Annotated in this window: 14 protein-coding genes and 1 pseudogene; 3 read left to right on the top strand and 12 right to left on the bottom strand. The window is 66.7% G+C overall.

Annotated features, from left to right (window positions below; genetic code table 11):
* Positions 1–67: 67 nt before the first annotated feature.
* Both IPM73_04705 and IPM73_04700 read right to left on the bottom strand, forming a co-directional pair.
* Complete coding sequence (locus IPM73_04705) at positions 68–1,960, bottom strand: potassium transporter Kup (protein ID MBK8917363.1); 1,893 nt, start codon at positions 1,958–1,960, stop codon at positions 68–70.
* A gap of 53 nt (positions 1,961–2,013) precedes the next feature.
* Positions 2,014–2,862 (bottom strand): HDOD domain-containing protein, encoded by an 849-nt coding sequence (locus tag IPM73_04700; GenBank protein ID MBK8917362.1) that lies wholly within the window; start codon positions 2,860–2,862, stop codon positions 2,014–2,016.
* A 396-nt stretch (positions 2,863–3,258) separates the two neighbouring features.
* On the opposite strand from IPM73_04700, the gene IPM73_04695 reads away from it, so the two are divergent.
* Positions 3,259–5,136, top strand: coding sequence for an FIST C-terminal domain-containing protein (locus tag IPM73_04695; protein ID MBK8917361.1), 1,878 nt, complete (start codon positions 3,259–3,261; stop codon positions 5,134–5,136).
* A gap of 105 nt (positions 5,137–5,241) precedes the next feature.
* Entirely contained in the window at positions 5,242–10,041 is a 4,800-nt protein-coding gene (locus IPM73_04690; protein ID MBK8917360.1) for a PAS domain S-box protein, read from the top strand.
* Positions 10,042–10,099: 58 nt separating this feature from the next.
* Here the strand turns inward: IPM73_04690 and ssb are convergent, their stop codons facing one another.
* The 7 genes and pseudogenes from ssb to IPM73_04655 all read right to left on the bottom strand — a co-directional run bounded on the left by ssb (position 10,100) and on the right by IPM73_04655 (position 17,301).
* Positions 10,100–10,555: a single-stranded DNA-binding protein gene (gene ssb / locus IPM73_04685; protein ID MBK8917359.1), complete on the bottom strand. Its 456-nt coding sequence runs from the start codon at positions 10,553–10,555 to the stop codon at positions 10,100–10,102.
* Between the two features lie 14 nt (positions 10,556–10,569).
* Positions 10,570–11,751, bottom strand: a complete 1,182-nt coding sequence (locus IPM73_04680; protein MBK8917358.1) for an MFS transporter — start codon at positions 11,749–11,751, stop codon at positions 10,570–10,572.
* Between the two features lie 125 nt (positions 11,752–11,876).
* Complete coding sequence (locus IPM73_04675) at positions 11,877–12,356, bottom strand: hypothetical protein (protein ID MBK8917357.1); 480 nt, start codon at positions 12,354–12,356, stop codon at positions 11,877–11,879.
* A gap of 175 nt (positions 12,357–12,531) precedes the next feature.
* Positions 12,532–12,786 (bottom strand): annotated as a pseudogene (locus IPM73_04670) (type II toxin-antitoxin system RelE/ParE family toxin).
* A gap of 23 nt (positions 12,787–12,809) precedes the next feature.
* Positions 12,810–13,088: a DUF2281 domain-containing protein gene (locus tag IPM73_04665; protein MBK8917356.1), complete on the bottom strand. Its 279-nt coding sequence runs from the start codon at positions 13,086–13,088 to the stop codon at positions 12,810–12,812.
* 253 nt (positions 13,089–13,341) lie between these two features.
* Complete coding sequence (locus IPM73_04660; protein MBK8917355.1) at positions 13,342–14,763, bottom strand: hypothetical protein; 1,422 nt, start codon at positions 14,761–14,763, stop codon at positions 13,342–13,344.
* Between the two features lie 144 nt (positions 14,764–14,907).
* On the bottom strand, positions 14,908–17,301 hold the full coding sequence (locus IPM73_04655) for a hypothetical protein (protein ID MBK8917354.1): 2,394 nt from the start codon (positions 17,299–17,301) through the stop codon (positions 14,908–14,910).
* A 258-nt stretch (positions 17,302–17,559) separates the two neighbouring features.
* Between IPM73_04655 and IPM73_04650 the strand changes: the two genes are divergently transcribed.
* Positions 17,560–17,769 carry a hypothetical protein gene (locus tag IPM73_04650; GenBank protein ID MBK8917353.1) on the top strand — a complete coding sequence of 70 codons (210 nt, stop codon included), beginning with the start codon at positions 17,560–17,562 and terminating at the stop codon, positions 17,767–17,769.
* A 71-nt stretch (positions 17,770–17,840) separates the two neighbouring features.
* Here IPM73_04650 and IPM73_04645 read toward each other — a convergent pair whose 3' ends face one another.
* From IPM73_04645 to purF, 3 genes are all read right to left on the bottom strand, one after another.
* Positions 17,841–19,118: a DEAD/DEAH box helicase gene (locus tag IPM73_04645; protein ID MBK8917352.1), complete on the bottom strand. Its 1,278-nt coding sequence runs from the start codon at positions 19,116–19,118 to the stop codon at positions 17,841–17,843.
* An 88-nt stretch (positions 19,119–19,206) separates the two neighbouring features.
* On the bottom strand, positions 19,207–20,388 hold the full coding sequence (locus IPM73_04640; GenBank protein ID MBK8917351.1) for an O-succinylhomoserine sulfhydrylase: 1,182 nt from the start codon (positions 20,386–20,388) through the stop codon (positions 19,207–19,209).
* Entirely contained in the window at positions 20,388–21,929 is a 1,542-nt protein-coding gene (purF, locus tag IPM73_04635) for an amidophosphoribosyltransferase (protein MBK8917350.1), read from the bottom strand. The genes IPM73_04640 and purF overlap by 1 nt, the downstream gene beginning before the upstream one ends.
* Positions 21,930–21,936 lie beyond the last annotated feature (7 nt).

Here is a 21,936-nt window from a genome sequence, read left to right as displayed (position 1 = left end):
GCCTGGGCCACGGCCTCCCGGCTCCGGTTCAGCGTCACCGTCGGCGCCCCCCCTGCGGAGGGCAGGCTCAGAGAGCCACCTGAGTCCCCAGTTCGACCACCCGGTTGGTGGGAATGCGGAAGTAGGCGGTGGCCGATCCCGCATTGCGGAACAGGGCGACGAAGAGCTTTTCGCGCCAGAAGGCCATGTCGGAATCCAGCTTGGGGATAAGGGTTTCGCGCCCGATGAAGTAGGAGGTATCCAGGGCCGAACACTCCAGGCCCGCCTCGGCGCAGCGCTCCATGGCGGCGGGAATGTCGGGTTCGTCCATGAAACCGTACTGGACGACGACGCTCCAGAAGTTCTCGCGCATTTTCCTGACTTCGATGCGATCGATCTCCGGCACGTAGGGCAGGTCGTAGAACTGGACCGAAAGCAGCACGACCCGCTCGTGCAGCACCTTGTTGTGCATCAGGTTATGCAGGAGGGCGTGGGGAACGCCCTTGGGGTCGGCATTGAGGAAGACCGCCGTGCCGGGCACCCGGGTGGGCATGGACATGGCGAGGGATTCGATGAAGGGGGCAAGTTCCAGGCGTTCGCCCTTGAGGCGATCCGACAAAAGCTGGCGCCCGCGCTTCCAGGTGGTCATGAGGACGAAGACGCCTATGCCGGCCACCAGGGGGAACCAGCCGCCATCGGGAATCTTCAGGATGTTGGCGGCCAGGAACACGAGTTCCACCGCCAGAAAGCAGGAAAACAGCGCGATGGAGCGGGGCCAGCCCCAACCCCAGGTGCGGGCGACGACCACGGTGGCGAGCAGGGAGGTGATGACCATGTCGCCGGTGACGGCGATGCCGTAGGCGGCCGCCAGATTGTTGGAGGACTTGAAGCCCAGGACGAGGATCATCACCGCCACCATGAGGCCCCAGTTCACCGCCGGCAGGTAGATCTGACCCTGCTGCTTCTCGGAGGTGTGTTGCACCTCCAGGCGGGGAACGAAGCCGAGCTGCATGGCCTGGCGCGTCACCGAGAAGGCGCCCGAAATGACGGCCTGGGAAGCGATCACCGTCGCCAGGGTGGCGAGGCCGATGAGGGGATAGAGCGCCCACTCGGGGGCCGAAAGGTAGAAGGGATTCTTGGCCGCTTCCGCATCGCCCAGGATCAGAGCGCCCTGGCCGAAATAGTTGAGCACCAGGGCCGGCAACACGAAGGCGAACCAGGCCCGGGAAATCGGTTTGCGGCCGAAGTGGCCCATGTCGGCGTAGAGCGCTTCCGCCCCGGTGACCGCCAGGACCACGTTGCCCATGGCCACCAGGGCCATGGCCTGGTTGGCCAGGAGGAATTCCACGCCATAGACCGGGCTGAGGGCGTGCAGGATGGTCGGGTTGGCCGCGATATTGACCAACCCCAGCACGGCCAGGGTGGCGAACCACAGGAGCATGACGGGGCCGAAGGCGATGCCCATCTTGGCGGTGCCGCTTTTCTGGACGAAAAAGAGCGCGAACAGCACCAGGAGCGTGACCGGAATCACGTAGGCATGCAGCCCCGGGGCCGCCACTTCGAGCCCCTCCACCGCAGCGAGCACGGAAATGGCCGGCGTGACCATGCCGTCGCCGTAGAACATGGCCGCCCCCAGAATGCCCACGATGGCCACCGCCTTGGCCTGGCCCGGCTTGCCCTGGACATCGCGCAGGGCCAGGGCGATGAGGGCCATGATGCCCCCCTCGCCCCGGTTGTCGGCCCGCATGATGAACATGACGTACTTGACCGACACCACCAGAATCAGCGCCCAGAAGAAAAGCGACAGGGCGCCGAAGAGATTGGCCTCGCTCACCGGAATCGGATGGTTTCCGGCGAAGACTTCCTTCATGGCGTAGAGCGGACTGGTGCCGATATCGCCGTAAACCACACCCAGGGCCGCCAGGGCGAGGGCGGCGAGGCGCTTGCCGGCAAGGTCGCCGGCCGTTTCGTGTTGACTCATGAATCCCCCGTATTCCCCGCACCCGCAAACGCCGGCAGCGCCGGCGGCGGGACTCAACCGCCCAGGGCGGCTTTCAGGGACTGCACCTCTTCTTCCGACTCCTCGATGATTTCCGCCAGGGTCTCGGCATCGAAGATGCTGTCGAGGACCGAGGTGTCGATTTCGCCGTCGATCTCCGCGTCGCGCCAGGTACTGGTGCGGTTGGCGATCTTGTTGGCCACGTAGAGCACGTCGGAGAGCGTCTTGATCTCGGCCACCTCGCGGTCCGTCTCGTGTTCCTGCACCGCGACGCAGACGCTTTCCGGCTGGCCCAGGGCCGACAGCAGGGCGTGGCCGATGTTGTCGTGCCAGCCCACCAGGAGGCTATGGACCTGGACCCGGTCGGCGGCGAACTCGGGAAAATTGGCCGCCCGGGACATCAGGTAGAACACGCCGATGTCGTGCACCAGCCCGGCGAACATGGCCTCGTCGCCGTTGATGCGGGCCCGCTTGCGTGCCAGGACGCGGCACAGGGCAGCCACATGGGCCGTATGTTCCCAGAGGCGATGGGAGAGATCCTCGAAGGTCTTCATCTGCTTCGACTTGAGGAGCTGCTCCATGGCCACGGCAAAGGACACGGTACGCACGGCCTCCATGCCGACCCGCACGATGGCGCTCTTGACGTCGGCGATTTCACGCCCCGAAGGATTGAGAGCCACGGAATTGGCCATGCGGATGATCTTGGCGCTCATGAGCGGCTCGGCCCCCACCAGCTTGGCCAGTTGTTCGACGCTCAGGTTGGGGTTCTGCAAGGCCGTGCGCACCTGGAAGGTGATGTCCAGGAAGGTGGGGAAGGTTACTTCGCTTCCGGACAGGTCCTTGGCGATGTCTTCGAGAATCTTGAAGATCAGGGGATTCGACATGGGTCGGCTCACGGTGGTGGGGGGTGGGCGCCGGCCGCAAGGGCAGCAGAGAGGCGCTGCCCGGATTTTACCCGGATGGGGCGTGGGGGAGAACCTGGATGCACGCGGAAAAACGGCTGCCCCCACGTGGGCCCCGACGAAAACCCGCTATTCGAGGGGGCCGAGGCGAGAAAACCCTTGTTCCTGCAAGGATTGCGGACCACAATGAGGCCACAATCAATTCCCGGAAAGCGCCCTGGCGAACACTTCCGGGAGCGCGGGTCGCCACGTACCAGGCCCGCCCATAACAGGAGACAAGGCATGGGACTCTTTTCCTTTGGCCGCGCCGGCAACGGCGCTTCGTCGTCTCAGACCCGGAAGCCCGGGGTCGCCGGCGGCACATTCGATTGCCACACCGTGCCGCAGAATCTCGCGGCCCTCGACGTTCCCGACGGCGGAGGACTGCTCTTCGCCTTCATTCCACCCCAGGCCGATTTCGCCCGGGTGAGCGGCGAATGGCAGCGCCTGGAAGCCCCCGGGCGTTCGGTGGTCTGTCTCTCTTCCTCGGGAACCCTGTGCAGCCACAAGGACGGCAGCTCCGCCTATTGCAGCGCCGACGGCACCATGGGGAGCTGGTTGTGGATTCCCGACAGCCTGGTGGCGCGGCATCAGATCGAACTGGTCGACCTGGGCGGTGGAGGCGCACGCAGTGCCCGCAACCGGGTGACCGCCCTGCGCAACGAACTGGAGCGTTTGCGGGTGGAAGTCCCCCTCTCGCCGGGGCGCAGTTTCGCCCTGGTCTTCTGCGACGGACTTTCCGCCGCGGAGGGCTTCCTCATGCACGCCTGGTACGAATCCGGGCGTTTCCCCTGCCTTGCGGTGGGAGGATCGGCGGGGGGACGCCTCGATTTCAGCGGCACCTACATCCGCGCCCGGGGCCAGGTGCAGACGGGCAAGGCGGTCCTGGTCTTCTGCCAGTTGGCGCCGGGAAAATCCTTCGCCCCCTTCAAGACCCAGAACTACGAGCCCACTGCCCAGCACTGGCTGGTGGCCGAGGCCGATCCGGTGGCCCGCACCGTGTCCTCGGTCTTCGGAGCCGACGGCCGCCCCCAGCCGGTCCTCGAAGCCCTGGCTGCCTACCTGCGTTGCGCGCCCCAGGACGTCGGCCGCAATCTGGAAGGCAAGACCTTCGCCGTCAAGGTGGGCAGCGAGTACTTCATCCGCTCCGTCGCGGCGATCCAGCCTGACCGCATCGCCTTCTTCTGCGATCTGGAATTCGGCGACGAACTTTTCCTCATGCAGGCCACCGATTTCGTCGCCTCCACCCAGCGCGACTGGGAAGCCTTCCTGGCCGACAAGAGCCCTCCCGCCGGCGTCCTGCTCAACGACTGCGTCCTGCGCCGGCTGAACAACGCCGCCCGCCTGCCCCAGGCCGGCTTTTTCCGCGACGTCCCGGCGGCGGGCTTCTCCACCTTCGGCGAAATCCTGGGCGTCCCCATCAATCCGACCCTTTCGGCCCTGGTGTTCTTCGACGACGCCGAACGCAATCCCATGGCCAATTTCCCCATCCACTACGCCGCCTATTCCAGCCACTACGCCCTGCGCGCCCTGCATCGCTGGGAAGCCCTGCACGGCATCCAGGCGGCGGTGGTGGAAAAGGTGGTCGAATATCAGCACGCCATCTCGCCCCTCCTGGGCACCCTGCCCCAACTGGAGCACGCCTCGGTGCGCCAGGCTGAAACCCTCAACGTGGCCCAGGGCAGCATCGCCTCCATCGGCGACGCCGTCGCCATGGCGCGGGCCGCCCAGGACCGTCTGGAAGGCGGCCTCTCCGACCTGGAACGCATTTCCAAGGTCATCGGCACCATCACCGGCGGCATCAGCGCCATTGCCGACCAGACCAACCTGCTGGCCCTCAATGCCGCCATCGAAGCCGCCCGGGCGGGCGAAGCGGGGCGCGGATTCGCCGTGGTGGCGGACGAAGTGCGCAAGCTGGCGCAATCCGCCAAGGGCCAGGCCGAAGCCACCTCAGGCAGCATCCGCGAGGCCGTGGCGACCATCGCCCGCATCCGCGAGGTGGCCGGCGAGACGGTGACCGCCATGCACGGCATGGCCGACAAGAGTTCGTCCGCCGCCACCCAGATCAGCCACATGAGCGAGCAGGCCACCATCGAGCGGGCCAACGTCACCGCCAGCCTGGGCCATCTCGAAGGTCTGGCCGGGGGGCTGGAGGCGATGGAATCTGCCCTGGCGCAACTGTCCCAGTTGCAGAAGCTGGCCGAAGCCGCAGAATAAACGGGCCGCAGCGCGCGTCCTTCCTCCTTCGCCGCATCCGTAGCGGCGAGAAATGGAACGAGGCGGGGCGCGCGCCGGTCGAACCTGCGTACCTTGGAGAGTCCATTGCCCGGGGAATCCGTCGACAAATCCGCCGACCAGAAAATCACCCGTTCCACCCTGACGAGTCTGGCTGTTTATGCCGTGGCGCTCGCCTTGTCGTTCGCCCTGGTCGGCTCCCTCTACCTCGGGCAGTTGCGGGACCGGGAAACCCGCCTACAGGCGGTGCGCGATGCCACCAGCGGGGCGGCCAACCGCCTGGTCCATACCCTGGACCAACAGCGCCTGGAAATCCGGCGCCAGTCGGTCGCCGCCGGTTTCGACCCGGAACTTCCGGCCACGACCCGCCGCCTCGCCAGCCTGACCGCCGACCTGCAACGGCGCATGCCGGAAGTACTCTCCCTGGAACTCCTGGACGCCGACGCCAGCCCCCTGGCCCACGCCGGCCTGCCGCTGGACAGCGACCACCGCGACCGCAGCCGCCGACTCATCGCCGCAGGCCAGGGCGGCGCCTTCCTCAGCCTCGCCGGAGAGCAGCCGCGCTACGAGCTGCTCGTCCCCGTCGCCCTCACCGCCGGGCCCGGCGCCCTGCGGGTCGCCGTCGCGGAGAGTGTGCTCGCCTCGCCCCTGGAGTGGTTCGAGCCCCAGGGCTATCGCCTCTACCTGGCCCACAGCGCCGATCCGGCACGGCCCCTGCTCGCGGCGCAACGTCCCTTCGACCTGAGCAAAGGCATGCCGCCGAGCGGCGCCATCGTGCCCGTCCCGGGCTCCTCCGTGCCGGTCACGGGGACCGACTGGAGCGTCGTGGCCGCCGCGGCGGACACCGCCCCTCGCACGGATGCGGGCCGCTACGTGACGCTGGGCGTCGTGGGGCTTCTGCTGCTCTGGGTCACGGCCTGGCTGGCGGCCGAGCGACTGCGCAGCGCCAGTCGCCGCGCACAGGAGCGCCTGGCCAGCGAGCAGCGCTACATGCTGCACCTGGAAGGCGAGGTGGCGGAGCAGACCCGGGATCTGCTGGCCGCCCGCGACCACCTGGAGGAAGCCCAGCGCATCGCCCTGGTGGGTTCCTACGACTACGACATCGCTGCCGACCACTGGAGCGCCTCGCCGGTCCTGGAAGAAATCCTGGGCATCGACCACGCCTATCCGCGCACCCTTGCCGCCTGGAACGATCTGAGCCCCCCCGGCGAGCGTCCGGCTGCGGCGGCCGAACTCGCGGCCCGATTGCAGGATGGTGCGTCCTGGGAGCGCACCTGCCCCATCTGCCGCCCCGCCGACAGGGCAATCCGCTGGGTGCACATACGCGGCAAATTCACCCGGGAACGCGACGGACGCCCGACGCACCTGCGGGGCACGGTCCAGGACGTCAGCCACCTGAAGGCGATCGAGGATGCCCTGCGGGACAGCGAGTCCCGTGCCAACCTCATTCTGGACCGGGTGCCCGAGGGCATTCTGGTGGTGGCGAGCGACGGGCGCATCGTGCGCCTCAACCCGGAAGCCGAGCGCATGTTCGGCTACGCCGCAGGGGAACTCCTGGACCAGGCGGTGGAAACCCTCATCCCGACCCCGATGCGCCGCGCCCACCGCAGTCTGCGGGAAGGCTTTCCCCCCGACAGCCCGCCCCGCATCATGGGCCAGGGGCGCCACCTCAAGGCCCTGCGCCGGGACGGCCGGGAATTCCACGTCGAAATCGGCCTCGGCTCCGTGGTCATCGGGGGCGAGTCCCACGTCATCGTCATCGTCTCCGACGTGAGCCAGCGCATCGCAGCCGAACTCGACCTGCGCCGCTTCCGCGAAGTCCTCGACACCTCGGTGGATCTGCTGGCCTTCATCGACCCCGGCCTCCGTTACGGCATCGCCAACCCGGCCTACGCCGCCCAGTTCGGCATGACCCCGGCGGACATCCACGGCCGGCCCCTGGCCGAGGTTCTGCCGCCCACCCTGTTCAACGAAGTGGAACCCTACCTGCGGCGCGCCCTGGCGGGCCAGCCGGTGCGTTACGTCACCAGCCGCCGTAACCTGGCCGGCGAAGAGAAGCTCTATGAGGCGGACTACCGACCCTTCCGCACCGCCGCCGGCATCGAGGGCGTGGTTGCCAGCCTGCACGACGTGACCCAGCGGGTGCAGACCGAAATGGCCCTGCGCGAGAGCGAGTTGAAGGCCCGCGCCATGCTCAACACGCCGTTCCTCAATCTGGGGCTCCTCGACGCGGCGGGCCGCATCGTCGTCATCAACGACACGGCCCTGGGCGCGGCGGGTGCCCGCATGGATGATCTGGTCGGCCGTCCCTTCTGGGAAGGCCCCTGGTACGACCACGACCCCGCCATGCGGAACCGTATCCGGGAAGCGGTGGAGACGGCCGTCGCCGGTCAGGCAAGCCGCTTCGAAATCACCTCGTCCTTGCGCAGCGGCGAAGTACGCTTCAAGGACTTCATCGTGCAACCGGTGCTGGATGGGAGCGGACGCATCGTCTGGATCACCGTCCAGTCCACCGACATCACGGAGCGGGTCCTGGCCAGAAAGAGCCTGGAAGCGCAGCAGGAAAAGCTGGAAAGCATGGTCGCCGAGCGCACCGCCGAACTTACCCAATCCGAGGAAAAATTCCGCGGCTTGGTCGAGCAGCCCCTGGTGAGTATCTACATCCTCTGCGAGGGCCGCTTCGCCTACGTCAATCCCGCCTTTGCCACCCTGTTCGGCTACGACGATCCCGACGCAATGATTGGCAAGATCGCCATCATGGACCTGGTCGCTCCCGAAAACCGCAAGCAGGTCCTCGAACGCGTCCAGGCGCGTATCGAAAAGCGGGAGCGCATCGCCCAGTACACCTTCACGGCCCTGCGCAGGGACGGCAGCTGCTTCGAGATCGAAGTGCAGGGCCGCGCCTTCGACTACCAGGGCAAGCCTGCCGTCATCGGCGTGGCCACCGACATCACCGAGCGCCGGCGCCTGGAAACGGCGCGGGAAGCGGCTCTGGCCGAGGCCCGCCGGCTGGCCGCCGCGCGCAGCGAGTTCCTGGCCAATATGAGCCACGAAATCCGCACCCCCCTGAACGCCGTCCTGGGACTGGCCCAGGTGGGCCTGCGCGACAGCCGCGGACGCCAGATCGCGGGCAGTTTCCGCCGCATTCTCGACTCCGGCCAGACCCTGCTGACCGTGGTCAATGACATCCTCGACTACAGCAAGATCGAAGCGGGCAAGCTCAAGCTTGAAAACGCCCCCTTCGACCTGGGTCAGGTCATCGACCGGGCCACCGCCATCGTCGCGCCCCTGGCCTACGGCAAGGGCCTGCAACTGGAAATTTTCGTGGCCCCCGATCTGGCGCCGCGCTATGTCGGCGACACCGTGCGGCTCACTCAGGTGCTGCTCAATCTGCTGTCCAATGCGGTCAAGTTCACCCCCAGCGGCCGCATCACCCTGGCGGCCAGCGCCCGCGACGGGCAACTCCTCCTTTCCGTCACCGACACCGGCATCGGCATCCCCTCGGACGAAATCGGGCGCCTTTTCCAGCCCTTCGAGCAGGCCGACGGTTCGACCACCCGCCGCTTCGGGGGAACCGGCCTGGGCCTGTCCATCGTCCACAGCCTGGTTCACCTCATGGGGGGCGCCATACACGTACTCAGCGACACGGGCCAGGGCAGCCGCTTCGAGGTCGTCCTGCCCCTCGCCGCGGATGGCGAGGCCCCTCGTGCCGCGCCCCTGCGGGTCGTCCTGGTGGGTTTCGCGCCGGATGCCGCCATCGTCGCGGCGCTGGCTGCCCGCGGCCACAGGGTACAGGCCGCCACCGCAGCCGACGCCCTGGGTGGCGGGGCCGATCTGGTGCTGCTGGACGCCGCCCTGGCCAGCGATCCGGCCGTGGCCTCCCTGCTGCTCGATGTCCTGGCGACGGGTGACCAGACCGTCGTCCTCGCGACCACACCGGGGGGCAAGGAACTCCCCTCGGTCTTGCGCGACCGTTGTGCGGTGGTCGAGCGCCCCTTGCGCCCAGCGAAGGTCTTTGCCGCCCTGGAGGCCGGCGGTGGCGATCACACGCTGGAGGCCGCCCAGGCTCGCCTGCCGGGCGTCTCCATCCTGGCAGCTGAAGACAACGAGGTGAATCGCCTGGTCCTGGAGGAAATGCTGATCGCCGAGGGTGTCCTGCTGACCCTGGCCGAGGACGGGCTGGCAGCCCTGGAGATCGTCGAGCGCGAAGGGGCGAAGGCCTTCCAGGTCGTCCTCACCGATATCCAGATGCCCCGTCTCGACGGCTACGGCCTCGCCCAGCGCCTGCGGCAAATTGCCCCCGAGCTTCCGGTGGTGGGGCTCACCGCCCACGCCATGCCGGAAGAAAGGGAGCGCTGTCTGGCCGCCGGCATGGTCGAGCACCTGACCAAACCCGTTGACCTGGAACTGCTGGTGAGTACCTTGCGCCTTCTGGCGGGAAGAAGCGCCGCAGCGCCTGAGGATGCCCGCGCCATGCCGACAGGGGACGTGCAGCGCTCCCCGGCCGGCAGCGGCCCGGATCGGGCGGTCGACGCCGCCTCCATCGACTGGCAGGGCCTGGAAAACCGCTTCCGCGGCAAGGCCGATTTCGTCCGCCGCCTGCTGGAAAAATTCGAGAGCAGCTACCGCGGCGCCGGCGCCGAATTGCGCCGCCTCGCGGCGGCCCGAGACTACGAGGGCCTGTCCTTCCAGGCCCACACGCTCAAAGGGGTCTTCGGCAACCTTCTCTTCACCGAGGCCGTGGAGCACGCGGCCCGCACCGACCAGCTTGCCCGCCAGCGCGATCCGGCCGCGCTCCTGGAGGCAGAGGCCCTGGCCGCGCGAAGCGAAGCCCTGCTGCAAGAGGTGCGCCGACAACTGCAAGGGCAGGCTGCCGGAACCCGGTAGTCACGCGCTTCGGCGTGGATGCCGAGGCTCACCGCGGGGCGGCCCCCCGCCATCCCGGTCAGAAGGGAATATCGTCACCCAGGTCGTCGAAGGAGGGCTTGGGCTTGTCCTTGCGCGGGGCCGGGGCGTAGTCGCCGCCGCTGTCGCCCCCCGCGTCCGGCATGGGGGCGCCCATGCCCTGGCGGCTGCCGAGCATTTTCATTTCGTCGGCACGGATTTCGGTGGTGTAGCGCTCCTGCCCTTCCTTGTCGGTCCACTTGCGGGTCCGGATGCTGCCCTCCACGTACACCTGGGACCCCTTCTTCAGATACTGGCCGGCGATCTCCGCCAGCTTGCCGAAGAAGGAGATGCGGTGCCATTCGGTCAGTTCCTTCTTCTCTCCGCTGGCCTTGTCCTTCCAGCTTTCGGTCGTGGCGACGGTGATATTGCACATCGCCTCCCCGCTGGCCGTGTAACGCACCTCCGGATCCTTGCCCAGGTTGCCGATGATGATTGCCTTATTGACCGATGCCATGTTTGGACTCCCCCTCAGGTATGCACCGCCTGCGGCCGGCGCCGGGGCGGAAAATTCATCGAAGCCGCCACACCCAGCCAGACCAGGGCCAACCCGGCGCAGACGACGAAAACGGCATTATCTCCGAAATGCTGAGCGAGAGCGCCCCCCAGGGCAGCCCCGCAAAAGAGCCCCAGGGCCTGGGTCGTGTTGTACACCCCCAGGGCGGCGCCCTTGGCCGACGGCGGCGCAGTGCGCGAGACCAGCGACGGCAGCGTCGCCTCCAGCACGTTGAAGGCGACGAAGAAGGCCAGCAAGCCGATGGCCACCGGCCACAGCCCCTCGCCGAAGCCGGCCAAGCTCAGTTGCACGATGGCCAGCAGCGCGACCGCAGCGCAGAAAATGGGCCGCATCTTGCCCCCCCGCTCCGCGGAAATGATCGCCGGCACCATGACGGCGAACGAAAGCAGCACCGCCGGCAGATAGACCTTCCAGTGCTCGGCCGCCGGCAGCCCTCCCCCTCGCACCAGGGCATGGGGGACGACGACGAACATGGCCATCTGGATGAGATGCAGGCTGAAGATGCCGAAATTGAGGCGCAGGAGGTCCGCATCCAGGAGCACCCGGCGCAGGGGAAGCTTGTCGTGCCCGCTGACCGGCGGGGGCTCGGGCACTGCCTTGTAGAGCAGGACGATGGCGCCCAGGGCCAGGATACCGGTGAGGGCGAAGAGTCCCGCCATGCCGATCACCCCGTAGAGCAGCGGCGCCCCCACCAGCGAGAAGGCGAAAACCAGGCCGATGGACGAGCCGATCATGGCCATGACCTTGGTGCGGTGCTCCTCCCGCGTCAGATCCGCCGCCAGGGCAGTCACCGCGGCCGAAATGGCCCCGGCCCCCTGCAGGACACGGCCGATGAGCACCCAGTAAATATCGGGGGCCGCCGCCGCGACGAAACTTCCGAAGGCAAAGAGCAGCAAGCCGAGCGCGATGACGCGCTTGCGCCCGAAGAGGTCGGAAGCGATGCCGTAGGGAATCTGGAACAGCGCCTGGGTAAGCCCGTAGGCCCCCAGGGCCAGGCCCACCAGGGTGAGATCGTCTCCCCCGGGCAGCGTCTTGGCATGGACCGAGAACACCGGCAGGATGAGGAAAAGCCCCAGCATGCGCAGGGCAAAGATGGAGGCCAGGGAAACGCCGGCACGGCGTTCCGCGGGCGTCATGCGTTCGGCTGGGGGGAGGGCCACGGGGAGAAGGTTTTCATCGTTGGAGGGAGAGGACGCCCGGCGTCCGGATGGTCAGCCCACTCCCGCAACAACGGGGGGGCCGGAAGAGAGGACCGCGGGGATCAGCTTTCCTGGGTCTTGCCCCCGGCTTTCGTCGCTACGGCCTCAGTTTTCGGGCGCGCCTTGCGCACCTTGGCGGCCAGGGGCGCCGCCGCCCGCCGGGCGCTTTCGACCTCATGCCGCGCCCAGAAGAGCGCGACTTCCTCGCGGTTCAATTCCCCCGCCGCCACGGCGCCTTCCAGCACCGCCTCGGCCTGGACCCGGTGGCCGAAGCTGGCAAACACCCGCGCCCGGGAGAGGGGATCGGTCGCCTCGTTGCTCGTGCCGGCCGCGGCAGAAGGCTGAGGCGAAGGCGCCGCGCGGACCGGCGCGGGGGCCTTGGCCTTGCCTGCACCCGCCACCTTCACTCCGTCCCCCTGCAGCGCAGCGCTCGTCTGGACGGCCTTCGCGCGCCTCACCCGGGCACGCCAGACCAGCCAAAGCGGCAGGGCAACCCCGGCCAGGACGGCAGCGGTCATGGAAATCTTGCGGGTGGAAGTCATGGTGATGGTCTCGCGGGGCAGGGACTGGCATTTTAACCCGGGGAGGGGGGCGCACGGGGGGATGGGTGCGGTGCCCCCGCGTTAGACACCGCGCTACCCTTGTCTGATCGGCTCGCGACGCAGCGAGACATCCGGCGGAACGATCCTGCTCACCAGACCCACCAGGGACGAGACTCTACTGCGCCGACGGCCAGCGTTGCGCGCTATGCAGGACCCGCAGGATGGTGACCACCTCCCCTTCGATGCGATACACCATCACGTAGTTGGGATGGACCACGGCCTCACGGGTACCCGCGATGCGACCCGGTCGGTACAGGGCCGGATTCGCCTCGATACGCAGGGCGTGATTATCGAAGCTCTCGTCCTAGGCGATGGCCGCCAGGGGCTTGTCGCGGGCGATGAAGTCCACGATGCGTTCACGATCCGCCATGGCCAGCGGATGCCAGAAGAGCGTCACCCCTTGCCCAGGGTGCGCTGATGCAGGGCATCCCGACGGGCGGCAAAGTGCTCGCGGGCCGCCTCGGCAGGAATACCCTCGCGCGGGTCGTTCACCGCCAGTTGTACCTGGGCCGCAAACCACGTCTCGTAGTCCGCGGCATCGCCATCGGCCCCCTGAGATGCGTTGGCAAGGCCATAGCGCTGATTGAGGAATTCAATGAAATCCAAGGCCTCCTGCGCCGCGGCATCGGGCAGGTTCAGGCTGCGTTGATAGATGGTCTCAGCCAAGGACATGGTTCGCTCCTTCTGTGCTTCGGTGGATTCTGCGCATGGTAATACGGGAGGGCACCAGGCGCCTCGCTTGCAGGAATCGCCCCCACCCAAACAGGATGGGGGCGATGTTCTGCGGGCGGAACGCCGGGGCAGATCCCTGCCACACAAAGCCCAGGGTTGCGGCCCGCAATGCCGGCGCTGGGAGCCAGTCGATGGGCGACTCAATCTAGGGGACCAGTTGGGGCCACCGCCAAGGCCAGCGGCCACCGAAGAATCACCTCTGGGGGCAGTTGGTGGCTAGCTTTCCGTAGATAGTCTGGGCGTCCTCGTTCCAACCCAACCCAGTACACCTCACCTCAAGAGCGTTTTTCAGTTCCGCAATCTGGCGGGCGTCGTAGTTGTCTGGGTTTTTATCGTTCTGAGCGCCATGAGCTTCCGAATCCTTCAACTTCTTGAGGATGGCAAGCAAGCGCTCCTTCGCTTCATCGTCGCTGCCATGTGTGATGCTCTTGACCGCCCTCACCAAGGCAAGGTCGGCCTTGAAGTTGCCGGCTCTGACAACTTCCGTCACTGACTTGGCTGTGAGGTTCGGCCCCTGTTCCGCCGCCAGCCGCGCCACATCCGCTTGCAGACCCTTGAACAATTGATACTTCGCTTGCGCTGGCGCTGCAGCCTTGAGAACCTGGATGACGCCGTAGGTGACGTCGGTGGCTTCGGTTCCCGCGGCGCAGGTCGGAGAGTCTTTACCCTCGGAGCACCCCCCATTGAAGAGCTTTCCGGTTTTCGGCTCGTAACAGTACTTGGAAAAATCGAATTCCTGATCCCGATCTTCCTTGCGTACGACGATGTAATCGCCGTAGCGGAACTTTGGAATCCCCAGGGAGCGGTCATCGCTCACCCCAGCCGAGTAGAGCAGGGTGTCGTAGCGCAGGAGGCGCACGTCGAAACCCTTGAGCAAATTGGTGCCGATACTGTTCAACAGGGCGCCCACTTCGGGGGTCAGGGCGGCGCCGGACTGCTTGCCGTAGTCGGCCAGGGTGGTCAGCAAGGGACTGAGATTGGCCGACTGGTCGTTGGCGAGCTTGACCACATGCAGGGAGAAGCCCACCGGATTTCCTTGGTACTGGAAGGGGCCGAACATGGGCATGGCCCCGAAGGACAGGGAGCGCTGATCCCTTTTCACGTCGTTGGAAAAGTACACCACCCGGCCGTCCAGGTCGGCATTGGGGCGGAAGTCGAAGCCCCCGTCGCAAGTGGCAGCGCCACACATTTCGAAGGCGTTGGCAACCACAGCCACCTGGATGCGATTGGAGAGCAGATCCGGAATCTGGAAAGGAACGTGCAGATCGGTGCCGAGAACGACGTGCTTCAGGGCGACGGCGACGGGGTCGTCTTTTTGGACGACTGCCGTATTCGGCTGATTTTGGCCCTGGGTCGTCCCTTTCGGACCCGTCGCAAGTGGCTCATTGCGGGTCAGAATCTTGCTGCAACCCGCAACATTGGCATTTTCGTACTGCACATACCCATGACTCGCCAAACCGACATTGGTCGACGGCCCTTGCGCACGCTGGATGAAGAAGCCACCCAGGCCACCCAGGACGGCGGCGGTGGCGGTGGCCGGTTCGGCGGCGGAAAAACCGGGCAGCAGGCTGGCCCCCGTGGCGAAGACAAGAGCGTAAGGCTTGGGAAACGACATTGAAGACTCCTTTTGTGAGGCTTACGGAAGGTGCCGCGCCCGATTCACGAATTCTTCGGCACGGCACTCTGTCGGGGCAAGAATCTTCCGGCTGCTCCCCGCCGGTGCTGCGCGCAGCCTTCAGTAGGCCGATGATGCGTGCCCTTAGGGACAATTCCGCCTTCCCTCGTCGAGCGGAATGCGACAGCCTTCTGTTTCCGGGCACAGCCCCCGGGGAACGGTGAGGGAATCGCCCTGCAAGCCAATTTGCCGGGTGTAGTGGCGCGCCAGGTCGTAGTACGCCGAATACATGGTGTGGCTGGAATTGAGGGTCATGAAAAGGAAGTTGTGCTGGGGGAATTCGCCGTACACACCATTGCCTCGATAATTCGCATTCAAGAAAGCCATGGCAGTACAGGGCAGCGCCATGGCAGCCTCTTCACCACTCAACGGAGGGCCGATGAAGTCTCCCGGGTCACGTGCCGGACAGGAGCGGACGCGGCTCTGCTCGTGTGTGCAGAGTTTTCCGCCGCAGCTTGAATTCGGCGTCCCTTCGGACGTGAGCTCTACCTGCTGCTGCGCCACCTTCAGGTTTATGGCCGGCTTGACGACATAGAGCCGTGAAAGCAGCCGGCTCCCCGCCCCCTCGCAGGAAGCGCCCTGCCCCTCTTCGTCCCGGACCACACACCCTTGAAGAACCGGGGTGGGCCAATCCCAGAGGTTGTAACCGAGGCCCGCTCCTGCGCTGCGATCTCGCCAACGCGCGTCGCAATCGGCGCCCGTCGGGCTGCCAGCCGCCCGCTCGCAGAAATAGGCCTTGACCCGTTCCTCACCCCAGGTCTTTTCCTGGGAGACCCCGACCTGTTGGGCACATACACGGTCGAAGTCCTGCAATTCCGGCATCAGCAGACGATAACTGCCATCCAGTTCGAGTTGGTTCTTCGCTTCGCACAGGGAGGGGAATTCGCCCTGTTCGTCATCGGTGGAGGCCGCCACGACGATGTGCTTCACCCCGCGCCGCAATAGGCTCATGAGGGCGAGGTTGTCGCTATTGCCGCCATCCGTCAGGTGGATGTAGGGCGCCTCGCGCCCCTGGAACACGGGCAGGGTATACAGGGGCCAGGGCATGAATCGGTACAGCGCGCGTCGCTCGTCGGACACTGCGAAGTTGGGGATGTCGGTGCCCCAATTGAGGTTGAAAAGATGTAGACCGGTGCTCACAAGCGTCCGCCAAGGCGGCGTACCGAACCGCCTCTGCTCGTCGTCGAGAAAGGCCGCGGAAGCTCCGGCAGCATCCCGCATGAGCCAGGGTCCGTAGGGGCTGTCCGCCCAGCCGAAGGTGCCGGACCCCTGGGAAAATGGGGTAGTCTCGAACAGAAAGCGCAGGGAATCCCGCTCGGGCGTCACCAGCCAGGATTCGAGCGATCGACCGGCAGTATTGGCGGTGCCCGAAATCCATAGGGGAAAGCCGCAGGCCTTGCGGCCCGCATCATCCCGCTGGCAGTTGTTCTGGGCGTCACGATAGGCGTAGCCCAGCCGCTCCAGGGTATGGCTGCCACGCCGCCGCAAGGGTTCGGCCGGATCGTCCCAGGCGGGGTCGGCAGAGGTCAGCGCGGCCGCGGCGGGATCGGGCGGTGGCACCCACTCCGGCGCCAGGGCCATCGCCGCCTGCCAGCTTGTGGTGGTATGGCCGTAGGCCCGCTCGATACCGGCCCGGTACGCCTCCCGGGAGGGGGCGAAATTCTCCGGCCAACTGAAGAGGGTGTGGGCCAGATGGTGCGCCGGCAGGGTCAGCATCTGGAGGCCAAAAAGTCCCACGAGGTGACCGATGCTTCCTGCCCAGTCGCTGGTACTGACCCGGCGCCAGCTACCGAAAGGCGCGGTCAGGTCGGTGTAGTGGACGATCTGCTCCCAGTACTGGTAGTCCTTGCCCAGATTTTTGGACGGATCACCGTCTTGGACGGGGCGGCACAAGCGAGGATCGTTTTTGCTGACCAGATCCTTGGCGAAACCGCAGTGGTAGCTATGGGGAATGCAATCGCGAAACCACGCCTGGGGGCCGCTGTCCGGGAGCTCGCTGCGAACGCTCACCCTGGTATTGTCAGCCACCGCCGCGGGATCCGGGGCGGCACCCGGCAAGGCCGGGACCGGTCGGGCCTCCCAGGCGTCCATGAGGCGGCTGAAGTAGTAGTGGGCCGCATAGCCTCCCCCGGAGACCGAGGCCACGATTTCAGCCTTGTCCAACAGCCCGGCCTGCTGCAGGCCAGCCAGAACGCCCAGAGCGAAGGGTGCGGATTTCGTTCCTCCCCCTTCCAGGGCGACGCCCAACCAGGGCGGATGCCCATCGCTGCATTTGTCACTTTTTGGATCAAGGCATGCCGTACGCCGCTGCAAGGGATCCAGGAAACCACGCGGGATGCCACAGGCTTCGGCATCGACCTGCTGGTAGCGCCCGACGGCATCCCGCTTGAGGAAGCGATCCAGAGGCAGATCGCGCCGCCACAGTTCAAGATAGCGGGCGGGAAAACAATTGCGCGCTTCGCGATCCGCATCGCTCACGAAGAGATGGGCTACGCAGCTCTGGCTGTTTTCCGCATTGCATACCTGCAAAGGAGCCTGCGCCGACGCCAGGGCCGCGCTCGCCAGCACTGCCCCAATAAATCCCAGTCTTGCCCCTTGCCGCAGACTCCCCTTCATTCCCATCTCCCCCGAGCCAGAACTCATGCCACCCGCAATGTTCTCGGACTATGGCATATGCCGCGTGGGCGCGATAGACGTATTCAATCAGGGAAACCCCTTGCTTCGGGGGTTTTTGGGGTGACGACCCTCGTTGCCGAGACCCGCGGTCTTGCCTTATACGCCCCCGCCGTGATCCATCCCCTCGCAACGCTGGAGGGCGGTCTGAGCCAGGTCGAAGAACGCCTGTTCCAGGAACTCGCTCGGGGGGCCGGCGCGTCGAAGGTGATCGTCTGGGTCGGCGCGCCCCTGAGCGATGCAGAGGTTCTGGTCAAACTCAGGGGGGCTTGAGGCGGCACCGCCCGGCCGAGGGTCGGCCCGAGCGTCTTTCCGTCTCCCCCGGCTCGCAGGGCGGGCGAGGCTTAGCGATGCCGGCTGCCGCTCCGATGGCGGGGGGCCTGGCCGGCCGGGCGGCGGGAATCGCCGCGGGGAGCGGGCTTGCGGCCCGCGGGCGCGGGGGCTGCGCCGGCAGGAGCCGGGCGGGGTTGGGCGTGGGGCGAGGGTTCGAAGCCGGCCACGTACTCCCGGGGCAGATCCCGGCGGATGAGTTTTTCGATGTCCTTCAGGTTGCCCCGCTCGTCGTGGCAGACGAGGGAGATGGCCTCCCCCTCCTGGCCGGCGCGGCCGGTACGGCCGATGCGGTGCACGTAGTCCTCGGCCACGTTGGGCAGCTCGTAATTGACCACGTAGGGCAGCGCGTCGATATCGATACCGCGGGCGGCGATGTCGGTGGCCACCAGGGCGGCCAGCTTGCCGGCCTTGAAGTCGCCCAGGGCCCGGGTACGGGCGCCCTGGGTCTTGTCGCCGTGGATGGCGGCGGCGCTGATGCCGGCCTTGTCGAGCCTGCGGGCCAGAGCGTCGGCACCGTATTTGGTGCGGGTGAAGACCAGCACCTGGTGCCAGCCCCGGGTTTCGAACAGGTGCAGGAGGAGATCGCGCTTCTGCTCCCGATCCACTTCGATCACCCGCTGGCGGACGGTTTCGGCCGCCGTGTTGCGCGGGGCGACGTCCACCGATTGCGGGTCGTGCAGGAGGCCGGCGGCCAGTTCGCGGATTTCCGGCGAGAAGGTAGCGGAGAAGAGCAGGTTCTGCCGCCGCTTGGGCAGGAGGGCGATGATCTTCTTGATGTCGCGGATAAAGCCCATGTCCAGCATGCGGTCGGCTTCGTCGAGGACGAGGATTTCGATGCCGGAGAGATGGATAGTGCGCTGCTGCACATGGTCGAGCAGGCGCCCCGGGGTGGCGACGACGATATCGACGCCGCGGCGCAGGGCGGAAATCTGGGGATTGATGCCGACACCGCCGAAGACCACCGTCGAGGTGACCGGCAGGTGCTTGCCGTAGGTACGCACGCTTTCCTCGACCTGCAGGGCCAGTTCCCGGGTGGGAACCAGGACCAGGACGCGGGGCGTCTTGGCCAGCCGGGTGAGGCGGTCGTTGCCGCCCCCGGAGAGCAGTTGCAGGATGGGCAGCGTGAAGCCGGCGGTCTTGCCGGTCCCGGTCTGGGCGGTGGCCATCAGGTCGCGCCCCGCCAGTACGGCGGGGATGGCCTGGGCCTGGATGGGGGTCGGGGTGTCGTAGCCCTGCTCGGCAACGGCACGCAGCAGTTCGGCCGAGAGGCCAAGTTGATTGAAATGCATGGAAACTCCAGGGGTGCCGCGCAGGGCACCCCGTCAGGGGATTGAAAAGTGAGCGGCGCGGCTTTTGGGTGGAACCAGAAGCCCAGGCTCAGAGAAGTGAGAGACCGCGCTCCAGGTCGGCCTGCAGGTCTTCGACCGCTTCGAGGCCGACGGCGATGCGCAGCAGGCCTTCGCCGATGCCCGCGGCGGCCCGGGCTTCAGGGCTGATGCGGCCGTGGGTGGTGGAGGCGGGATGGGTGATGGTGGTCTTGGTGTCGCCCAGATTGGCGGTGATGGAAAGGAGGTGGCAGTGATCCACCACCTTCCACGCGGCTTCCCGGCCGCCCTTGACCTCGAAGGAGACGATGCCCCCGCCCGTGCGCTGCTGGCGTCTGGCCAATTCGTGCTGGGGGTGGGAGGCGAGGCCGGGGTAGAACACCCGGGCCACCTTGGGATGGGCTTCCAGCCAGGCCGCCAGGCGCGCCGCGTTGGCGGCGTGGGCCTCGACGCGCAATTTCAAGGTCTCCAGGCCCTTCAGCAGCACCCAGGCGTTGAAGGCGGACAGGGTCGGTCCGGCGGTACGCAGATACTTGAACACTTCCTCGGTCAGGGCCTTGGGACCGCACACGGCGCCGCCCAGGACGCGACCCTGGCCGTCGATGTACTTGGTGGCAGAGTGGATCACCAGGTCGGCACCCAGTTGCAGGGGCTGCTGCAGGATGGGCGTGCAGAAGCAGTTATCCACCGCCACCAGGATGTTCTTGCGGTGCGCGATCTCCGCCAGCAGGCGGATGTCGGCGATCTCGGTGAGCGGATTGGACGGCGTTTCCAGGAAGAAGAGCCGCGTCTCCGGGCGGATGGCGGCCTCCCAGGCGGCGGGGTCGGTCTGGGGCACGAAGCTGGTGGTGATGCCGGCCCGCGACAGGATGGCGCTGAAGAGCTGCACCGTGGCCCCGAACAGGCCGCTGGAGGCGACGATGTGATCCCCAGCCTTGAGGTGGGCCATGACCGTGGCCATGATGGCGGCCATGCCGCTCGAAAAGGCGACACAGTCTTCGGCACCTTCGAGGGCCGCGAGGCGCTCCTCGAACATGGTCACCGTGGGGTTGGAGAAGCGCGCGTAAACGTTGCCCGGTTCCTCGCCGGAAAAGCGGCGGGCGGCTTCGGCGGCGCTCTTGAAGACGAAGCTGGAGGTCAGGTAGAGGGCCTCGGCGTGCTCGCCGAACTGGCTGCGCTCCTGGCCGGCGCGGACGGCCAGGGTTTCCGGGCGGTATTGGGGGGTGTCGGCCATCAGTCCTGCCCTCCGGAAGCCAGTTGCAGGACGAGTTGCTGCGAGGCCTTGCCGTCGCCATCGTCGTCGCTCTTTGCCCCCTTGCCGCCGCCGCGCAGGCCTTCCACGGCGTCGAGGTAATACTCGTCCACGTCGCCGGTGATGTAGCAGCCGTCGAAGCAGGAGGCGTCGAAGACGGTGAGGTCCCGGTTGAGGGCGGTCACCGACTGCTTGAGGGCTTCGATGTCCTGATAAACGAGGGCGTCGGCGCCGATTTCGGCCGCGATGCCGGCGTCGGTACGGCCGGTGGCGATGAGCTCGGCCCGGGTCGGCATGTCGATGCCGTAGACATTGGGAAAGCGCACCGGCGGCGCCGCCGAGGCGAAGTAAACCTTCAGGGCACCGGCCGCCCGGGCCATGTCAACGATTTCCCGGCTGGTGGTGCCGCGCACGATGGAGTCATCGACCAGCAGCACTTTCTTGCCCTTGAACTCCTGGCCGCAGGTATTGAGCTTCTGGCGCACCGACTTACGGCGCATGGCCTGGCCGGGCATGATGAAGGTACGCCCCACGTAGCGGTTCTTGACGAAGCCTTCGCGGTAGGGGATGCCCAGGGCCTGGGCGAGCTGCATGGCCGCCGGCCGGCTGGAATCGGGAATGGGGATGACCACGTCGATCTCGTCCACCGCAATGGTCCGCCTGACCTTCTCGGCCAGGAATTCGCCCATCTTGAGGCGGGACTCGTACACCGAAACACCGTCGATGACCGAGTCGGGCCGCGCCAGGTAGACGTACTCGAAGATGCAGGGCGAGTAGGTGGGCTGCTGGGCGCACTGGCGGCTCTGCAGCCTGTGGTCGAGGTCGATGAACACCGCCTCGCCAGGTTCGATGTCGCGCACGATCTCAAAGCCCAGGGTATCGAGGGCCACGGACTCGGAGGAGATCAGGTATTCGGTGCCGGCCTCGGTCTCGTTCTTGCCATAGACCAGGGGCCGGATGCCGTAGGGGTCGCGGAAGGCCAGCAGGCCGTAACCGGCGATGAGGACCACCACGGCGTAGGCGCCGCGGCAGCGGCGATGGACGCCGGCCACCGCCTGGAAGATGCTTTCCACGTCCAGTTCGTAGCCGTGGGCGGCAGCCTGCAGCTCGTGGGCCAGGACGTTCAACAGCACCTCGGAATCGGAATTGGTGTTGATGTGGCGGCGGTCGAGACGGAACATCTCTTCCTTCAACTGGTCGGCGTTGGTCAGGTTGCCGTTGTGCCCCAGCACGATGCCGAAGGGCGAATTGACGTAGAAGGGCTGGGCCTCGGCGAAGTTGTAGGCGGAACCCGCCGTGGGGTAGCGCACGTGGCCGATGCCCCAATTGCCGGGCAGCGCCCGCATGTTGCGGGTCCGGAAGACGTCGCGCACCAGCCCCGGCCCCTTGTGCAGGTGGAAGGTGTTGCCCTCCGCCGTGGCGATGCCCGCCGCGTCCTGCCCGCGATGCTGCAGCACCATCAGCCCGTCGTAGAGGAGCTGATTGACCGGCGTTGTTGCCATGACTCCGAGTATCCCGCACATAGTCTTC

This window comes from Betaproteobacteria bacterium (assembly GCA_016720065.1).
Taxonomy (GTDB): Bacteria; Pseudomonadota; Gammaproteobacteria; order Burkholderiales; family Rhodocyclaceae; genus SSSZ01.
This window is presented reverse-complemented; position numbering and strand designations above follow the sequence as displayed.